General features: G+C 72.4%; 4 protein-coding genes. 1 reads left to right on the top strand and 3 read right to left on the bottom strand.

Features of this window, described 5'->3' with window-relative positions; translation table 11 throughout:
* The first annotated feature begins 8 nt into the window (after positions 1–8).
* Positions 9–2,594 (top strand): glycoside hydrolase family 2 protein, encoded by a 2,586-nt coding sequence (locus tag DEJ17_RS16030; protein WP_110895225.1) that lies wholly within the window; start codon positions 9–11, stop codon positions 2,592–2,594.
* 323 nt (positions 2,595–2,917) lie between these two features.
* Here the strand turns inward: DEJ17_RS16030 and DEJ17_RS16035 are convergent, their stop codons facing one another.
* The 3 genes from DEJ17_RS16035 to DEJ17_RS16045 form a co-directional block, all read right to left on the bottom strand.
* Positions 2,918–5,077, bottom strand: a complete 2,160-nt coding sequence (locus DEJ17_RS16035; protein WP_258366861.1) for an alpha-galactosidase — start codon at positions 5,075–5,077, stop codon at positions 2,918–2,920.
* A complete protein-coding gene (locus tag DEJ17_RS16040; protein WP_110895227.1) occupies positions 5,074–7,089 on the bottom strand; it encodes a beta-galactosidase in 2,016 nt (671 codons plus the stop codon). The genes DEJ17_RS16035 and DEJ17_RS16040 overlap by 4 nt, the downstream gene beginning before the upstream one ends.
* Positions 7,090–7,194: 105 nt before the next feature.
* On the bottom strand, positions 7,195–8,325 hold the full coding sequence (locus DEJ17_RS16045; protein WP_110895229.1) for an ROK family transcriptional regulator: 1,131 nt from the start codon (positions 8,323–8,325) through the stop codon (positions 7,195–7,197).
* Between the last annotated feature and the right edge of the window lie 196 nt (positions 8,326–8,521).

Here is an 8,521-nt window from a genome sequence, read left to right on the forward strand (position 1 = left end):
GAGACGCAATGGAGCGGACCACCCTGGACGGCACGTGGACCCTCGAGGCGGTGACCGGTCCCGAGCAGTCGGCGGAGCACCGCGAACCGATCGAGGCGCAGGTCCCCGGCTGCGTGCACACCGACCTGCTGCGGGCCGGCCGGATCCCCGACCCGTTCGACGGCGACGGCGAGGCCGCCACCCAGTGGATCGGCGACACCGTCTGGCGCTACCGCCGCACGTTCGAGTGGGCAGCGCCGGACGAGACCCGCCACGACCTCGTCGCCGAGGGCCTCGACACCCTCGCCACCATCGAGATCAACGGCATCGTCGTCGCGACCACCGCCAACCAGCACCGCTCGTACCGGTTCCCCGTCGGGCACCTCCTCCGCCCGGGCACGAACGAGCTCGTCGTCACCTTCGACGCGCCCGTCCCCGCCGCCGAGCGCCTGTCCGCCCTGCACGGCGGCGAGCTCCCCCACGTCAACCACCACCCCTACAACGCGCTCCGCAAGAACGCGTCGAACTTCGGCTGGGACTGGGGCGTCGACGTCGCCACGAGCGGCATCTGGAAGTCGATCGGCATCGAGTCCTGGAGCGGCGTCCGCATCGCGGCCGTCCGCCCGCTCGTCGACCTCGACGGCACCACCGGTGTGCTGACGGCCCACGTCGACGTCGAGCACGCCGGCTCCACCGGCTCCTTCTCGCAGGCGATCGGCAGCGCGCCCGTCGCGTCAGCAGACGGTTCCGCGGGAACCGGCCTGGAGGCCCGCATCACCCTGGCCCCGCACCCCGCGTCCGCAGGGCACCCCGGTTCCGACACCGAGCCTCCCGTCCGTCCTGCCGGCACCGCCGACACCGCCGGCCGGGTCGTCGGCGCACGCCCCGTCGTCGACGGCGCCGCGACCGTGCGGCTCGAGGTCCCCGACGTCGCCGTCTGGTGGCCCCGCGGCGAGGGCGACCAGCCGCTGTACGACGTCCGGGTCGAGGTCGGCGACGACGTGTGGACCGGCCGCGTCGGCTTCCGCACGGTCACGCTCGACACCGCTGCCGACGCCGGCGGCGCGCCGTTCCTGCTCCGCGTGAACGGCCGTCCGGTCATGGTGCGCGGGGCGAACTGGATCCCCGACCACGCCTACCTGACCGAGATGACGCCGGCGCGGTACGCGGACCGGGTCCAGGACGCGATCGACGCGAACATGAACCTGCTCCGCATCTGGGGCGGCGGGATCTACGAGTCCGACGACCTGTACGACCGGTGCGACGAGCTCGGTGTGCTCGTCTGGCAGGACTTCCTGTTCGCCTGCGCCGCCTACGCCGAGGAACCGTGGCTCGCCGACGAGGTCGAGCCCGAGGTCCGCGAGGCCGTCACCCGACTGAGCCCGCACCCCTCGCTCGTGGTGTGGAACGGCAACAACGAGAACCTCGTCGCCTACGCCGAGTGGGGGTGGCGGCCGTCGCTCGTCGGCAGGACCTGGGGCAACGGCTACTACCGTTCACTGCTGCCGTCCGTCGTCGCCGAGCTGGACCCGACCCGTCCGTACACGCCGGGCAGCCCGTTCTCGTTCGACGAGTACCTGACGCCGAACGACCAGCGGAACGGCAGCGTGCACATCTGGGATGTCTGGAACCGACTCGACTACCGCGCCTACGCCGACTGGGAGCCGCGGTTCGTGGCGGAGTTCGGGTTCCAGGGTCCGCCCGCGTGGTCGACCCTGACCGCGGTGGTGCACGACGAGCCCCTCGACCCGGACGGTCACGAGATGCTCGTGCACCAGAAGGCCGACCAGGGCAACCGGAAGCTCGCCGACGGCATGCGCGGGCACCTGCCCTCGCCGACGAGCATCGAGGACTGGCACTTCGCCGCACAGCTCAACCAGGCGCACGCGATCCGCTTCGGCATGGAGTGGTTCCGCTCCCGCACGCCCGACAACACCGGCATGATCGTCTGGCAGCTGAACGACGACTGGCCCGTGGTGTCCTGGGCCCTCGTCGACCACGCCGGCATCCGGAAGCCCGTCTGGTACGCCGTCCGGCAGGCCTACCAGCCCGTGCTGCTCACCGTGCAGCCGTCGTCCGGTGGCCAGGGCGGCGACGGCGACGGAGGCCTCGACGTCGTCCTCGTCAACGCGTCCGGGGCGTCGGTCGCCGACGAGGTCACCGTCTCCCGCGTCGCCTTCGACGGCACGGTGCTCGAGTCGTCGTCGTTCATGCTCGCCGCTGCCCCCGCCGATGCCGATCGGGTGCAGCTGCCGTCGTCGCTCGCGGTACCGGGCGACGCCCGTTCCGAGGTCCTCGTCGTCACGGGAGCCGGCACCCGCACCGTGCACGACTTCGCCGAGGTCGTCGACCAGGCCCTGGCACCGTCGCCGCTGTCGGCGTCCGTGCAGGCCATCGCCGACGGCGCGGTGGTGACCGTCACCGCGGATTCGTACGCGCGGGACGTCTCGCTGTTTGCGGACCGTGTCGACCCCGCCGCCCGGGTGGACGACGGGCTGGTGTCCCTGCTGCCGGGCGAGTCGGTGACCTTCACGGTGACGGGTGCGCCGGGTATCGACACCGAGGCCCTTGTCGGCCCGCTCGTCCTCCGCCACGCGGGTTCGCTCCTGCCCTGACGCGGGGCGGCGGGGGACGGGGCCCGTTCCTTCGAGCCGCCGCTGACGGCTCCGGTTCACGAACCCCCGAGTTCGTGAACCGGAACCGTCACCCGAACACGCCCGTACACCTCCGCTGTTTCCGCAACACCGCCACCCGCACCGCCGCGGATCCCGCCACCGCCTCGGTCACCCCGCGGTAACCCGCACTGATCGCCCGGGACGGACCCTTCCTCTCGACGCGTGACGGTCCTGGTTCACGATCGCCGAGGATCGCGAACCAGAACCGTCACGTCGCCGACCAGGAAACGCTTCCCCGGCCGAAGCAGCGCGGCTGACGGCGCTCAGTCGATCGCGGTGAGCTCCAGCACGATCGCGGTCGCGGGTGCGAGCAGCGGGAGTCGTGCGCCGACGTCCTCGAACACGGCGCCGGTCAGTTCCAGGTGTCCGCGCACGAGCCACTCCGGCGGCACCATGTCGAGCCCGTGCGGCACCCCGAGCCCCTTCACCGGGGCGAGCCGGTACCGCCGCCCCCGGTCGAGCCCGCGGAACCGGAGCGGCACCGGCAACGACCTCGGCCCCGTCTCCGTCCGTGCCACCCGCACCAGCGCCCGCGACCGGTCGACGGCGACCACCGAGGTCGCCGCCGTCCCCGGGTCGCCCAGGTCCAGGTGCCGCAGCCGCCCGGAGTGCAGCAGCCCGCGCTCCCGTCGGTACAGCGCCGTCCAGGCCCGGAGCCGGTCGAGCTCCTCGGGCGACAGCTTCGTGACGTCCGTCTCGATGCCGGCCGAGCCGAACAGCGACACCGCCATCCGGAAGTCCAGGTCGAGGTGCCGGCCGGTGGTGTGCGACACCTCAGGGCCGACGTGCGACCCGATCAACTCGAGCGGCAGCAGCACCTCGGTCCAGCGCTGGATCGGCAGCCGCTCGAAGGCGTCGTTCGAGTCCGACGGCCACACGCGGTCCGTGCGCTCGAGCACGCCGAGGTCGATCCGGGCCCCGCCGCTCGCGCACGCCTCGATTTCGAGCCACGGGTGCCGCGCACGCAGCTCGTCCATCAGGGCGTACACCCCGCGGGTGTGCGCGTCGATGCCGGCGCGTCCGGCGTGCACGGCGTGCACGATGTCCCGGTTCTGGTCCCACTTCACGAAGTCGACGTGGTGCTCCCCGATCACCTGGGACATGCTCTCGAGCACGTGGTGGCGGGCGAGCGGGTTGGCCATGTCGAGCACGTACTGGTTCCGCCACGTCCGCACGTCGTCCTCGGGGCGCTGCAGCATCCACTCGGGGTGCGCCGCCGCGAGCTCGGACACCGGACTCACCATCTCGGGCTCGAACCACAGCCCGAACTCCATGCCGAGCGACCGTACCCGGTCGACGAGCGGCGCCAGTCCGTCCGGCCACACGGAGGGGTCGACCCGCCAGTCCCCGAGCGACGTCGAGTCCGACCGCCGGCCGAGGAACCACCCGTCGTCGAGCACGAACCGTTCGACCCCGATGTCCGCCGCGGTCTCGGCCAATGCCACCAGGGGCTCGAGCTCCTGCCGGAAGTAGACGGCCTCCCACGTGTTCAGCACCACGGGCCGGGGCCGCCGCGGGTGTCCCGGGCGACTCCGCAGCGAATCGTGCAGGCGGTCGGACAGCCCGTCGATCCCGGCGTCGCTCCAGACGAACACGGCGTCGGGGGCGGTGAACGACTCCCCCTCGACGAGCACGACCTCGCCTGCGCGCAGCAGTTCCCCGGCACCGAGCAGCGGTCGCGCCTCGGGGAGCTGGTCGTACCGGTAGACGGAATCGGCACTCCAGGCCAGGTGCACCGCCCACAGCTCGCCCTCGGCATCCGAGAACCCGGGCGTCCCGAGCACGAGCAACGTCGGCGAATCGTGGCCCGTCCGCCCGCGACGGCTCTCGCGTGCGTGGCTCCCGGCGGTCGCGGCCCGGCGCTGCGGTGTGCGCTCACGGGTCCACCGTCCGCCCAGGTCGAGCACCTCGGTGATCCGCTCCCCCACAGGCAGCGTCGCCTCGAGCGCCTGCAGGTGCACGGGCAGGGCATGCGTGTTCGTCACCGTGTGCCGTACCCGCAGCACCCCCGCGGTGTCGAGCACGAACTCGCTCCGGAGCGCCAACGGGTCCGACTCGGCGGTCACGACGATCCGCCGGTCATCCGCCAGGACGATCACGTCACGCCACCGCGGCACGAGCGGCATCCCGTCCACGTGCCCGGCGATCCCCGGCCGGCCCTCCCACCCGTCACGCTCGGTCGGCAGCACCGTGAGCGGCCACCGCGCGTCGAGGGCGCTCGGTCCGAGCGGCCGACCGAGTGCGAGCAGCAGGTCCTCCGCGTCAGCAGGTGCGACGGCTCCGACGTCCCGGCCCCAGTGCAGCACCTCGGGCAGCCCGTCCTCCGCGGACGCCAGCACCAGCGACACCCCAGCGGACCGCAGCACGTGCACCCGTCGGTCCCGAAGGCCGACGGTCGACGGCTCCCGCTCCACCACGGTCACGAGGCCTGCTCCTCGCGCAGCACGCGGACGCGTCCGGCCGGCACGACGGTGTCCGGCCCGTGGCCGGACCCGTCGAGCAGGTCCGTGCCGGACGCGCGGACCGTGACGTCGTCAGCGCGGTGGTTGACGAGGAACAGGAAGGCGGAACCGTCGTCGCCGACGCGACGCACCGCCTCCAGGCCGGGAGGCCCGGTGACCGTCCGCAGGATCCCCCGCTGGGCGATCACCTCGTCCACGAGCCGTTGGATACTGTCGTCCGCGAGCGTCGCGGACACGTACCAGGCGCCGCCGCCGACGGCGCGGCGGGTGACCGCGGGACGGCCCGCGAGCGGGCCGTCGGTGTACCGGAGCACGGGCTCGGCGTCCTCGAGGACGACCGCCTCGGCCCAGTCGGTGACGACCTCGCCGTCGTCCAGGGTCCAGCGTTCGTCGCGCTGCAGCGGCGTGAACTCCTCGCTCCAGGCGCCGAGCACGTCGCGGAACGCTCCCGGGTAGCCACCGGTGCGGATGCGGGCGGTCTCGTCGGCGACGCCGGACAGGTACGTGACGATCAGGGTGGCACCGCGGTCCACCACACCGGACAGCCGCGCGGCGGTCGCGTCGTCGACGATGAGCATCGTCGGCACGACGACCACGTCGTACCCGTCCAGGTCGGCGTCGGCGGGGACCACGTCGGTGAGCACCTGCCGGTCGTGGAACGCTCGGTGCCAGGCGCAGATCTCCCGGCCGTAGCGGAGACCCCGGTGCGGCTTGAGGCCCGACTGCACGGCCCACCCGGAGGCCTCGTCGACGACGATCGCGACCCGGGCCGGCTCGACGCGGGTGCCCTGCACGGGTGCGAGGTCCTGCAGCGCACGGCCGAGGGCGAGCACCTCGCGCCAGATGCGCGTGCGGGTGCCGGCGTGCGGGAGCATCGCGGAGTGGAACTGCTCAGCGCCCGCGGTGGAGGCCCGCCACTGGAAGAACATCGCCCCGTCGGAACCGTGCGCGACGTGCGCCAGGGCGTTCCGGACGAGCTCGGCCGGTTCCTTCGCACGGTTGCGCTGCTGCCAGCTCGGGCCACCCGTCGAGTGCTCCATCAGCAGCCAGGGGCGTCGGTCCGCCGACATCCCGCGCATCCGGTCACCGGCCAGCGCGAGGTCCTGCTCGCGGCGGGCGTCGTCGACGAGCGTGTAGTGGTCGTTCGCGACGATCGCCACGTGCTTCGCCCACCCGGCGTAGTCGACGACCTGTGAGCCGGCTCCCACCATGAAGTTCGTGGTCACCGGCACGTCCGAGTGCTGCTCGATGACGGCCTTCTCGGCGTCGAACTGGCGGAGGAGGGCGTCGGATGAGTACCGCTCGAAGTCCAGCGCGAGCCCGGGGTTCGGCGCACCGCCGACACCGCGCGGCGGCGACACCTCGTCGAACGAGGTGTAGGTGTGCCCCCAGAACGCCGTGCCCCAGGCGTCGTTCGCGGCCTCGACGACGCCGTACTCCGCGACGAGCCAGTGCCGGAAGTCCGCTGCCGACTCCTCGCAGTAGCACCGGCCGTTGCCACCGCCGAGCTCGTTGCTCACGTGCCACAGCCGGACAGCCGGGTGTCGACCGTACCGCTCGGCCAGCGCGTCGACCATCCGGAGTGCGTGCTCCCGGAACAGCTCCGAGGCCGGGCACCACCCGAGCCGCCCGCCGGGACGCTCGCGGCGCTCCGTGGCGTCCACGGGCAGGATCTCGGGGTGTGCGGTCAGCAGCCAGTTCGGGGGTGCGGCGGTCGGCGTCGCGAGGTCCACCGCGATGCCGTGCTCGTGCAGCAGCGCGAGCACGTCGTCGAGCCACTCCCACGTGAAGTCCCCCGGAGACCGCTCGAGCAGTGCCCACGAGAACACCCCGACGGTGACCAGGTTCACCCCGGCCTCCCGCATCAACCGGACGTCCTCGAGCCAGGTCTCCCGGGGCCACTGTTCGGGGCTGTAGTCGCCGCCGAACGACAGGCCGTCGGTCGGCCACGGGACGGTGGGGGCAGCGGTCACGGCATCTCCTTCGATGGTGTGGACCGTGCAAGCCTCCCGTCTGCGTCCGCGTTTGTCAACGTGCGTAACTAAGGCGCGCAGACGTGCGCCACGACCTCTTCGGCTTCACTCCCCCAGCAGCCGGCGGATGGCGAGCACCGCACCGGCGCGTGCCCACTCCGAGAACTCGAACGGCTGCACCTCGACGGTGACCGGCTCGGTGTACGGCGCCAGGGCTGCTCGCATCGACTCGTCGACGGTCGCCCGCGCCAGGTCGTACACGGGCAACCCGTCACCCGTCAGCACGACGGCCGCCGGGTCCGCGATGTGCACCGCGGTGGCGAGCAGGACCCCGAGGGCACGGCCTGCGTCCTCGAACGCGGCGACGGCGCCCGCCTCGCCGTCCCGGGCGAGCTCGACCACCTGCTCGTACGTTTTCCCCTCGTGTCCGGCGTTCCGGACGATCACCGGACTCGGCAGGTAGCTCGAGGCGCACCCGGCGTGCCCGAGCCCACAGTCCGGCCCACCGCCGAGGACCGGCAGGTGCCCGATGCGTCCCAGGCGCCCGTGCTCCCCCGTCGACACCTGCCCGTTCGCGATCAGCCCGAGGCCGATGCCCTCACCGACGGTCACCAGCACCATCGATCCACGACCCGCACCCGCGCCGAACCAGTGCTCCTTCGCCGTCAAGGCGTGGACGTCGTTCGCCGTGAACGTGGCGATGCCCGTCCGCTCCTCGAGCATCCGCGCGAAGGGCACCTCGTGCCACCCCAGGAACACCGACGCGGCGACCACGGACTCCCCTGCGCGGACGATCACGTCACCGGGCAGCGAGACCCCGATCGCACAGATCGCGGGGTGCGCGGGCCGGAGTCGCTCGAGGACGGCCGTGATCTGCTCCGCGAGTGGCTCGGCCGCGGTACCATCGATCACTTCCTCGTGCAGGGCGAGGACCCGTCCGCCCAGGTCCGTGACCGCGGCGTACAGACGGTCCTTCGTGAGCTTGATGCCCAGGAACTCCCACTGCCCACTGCTCACCTGCAGGAGCTCCGACGGCCGACCGGTGGCACCACGCACGTCCGTACCGACCTCGACCACCAGGCGCTGGGACACGAGGATGCGCATCGCCCGCGTGAGACTCGCCCGCGAGAGCCCCAGCGCCCGGGCGATCTCGGCACGGGAGAGCACCCCGTGGATGAGGATCTCCCGCAGCGCCAGTCGGGAGCCGTCGGGCAGGGCCGGCCAGGCTTCGGTCATCGTTCCTCCGTCGTCGGCTGATCCTACGGCCTGACCAGGACCCGGCGACAAGGACCCAGAACGGGCCGCAGACGCAGAAAACCCCTGACCAGTACTGGTCAGGGGTTCCCTGGTTCCTCTACGTTAAGTCCGGCGGCGTCCTACTCTCCCACAAGGTCCCCCTTGCAGTACCATCGGCGCTGAGAGGCTTAGCTTC

The organism is Curtobacterium sp. MCSS17_011 (assembly GCF_003224275.1).
Classification (GTDB): Bacteria; Actinomycetota; Actinomycetes; order Actinomycetales; family Microbacteriaceae; genus Curtobacterium.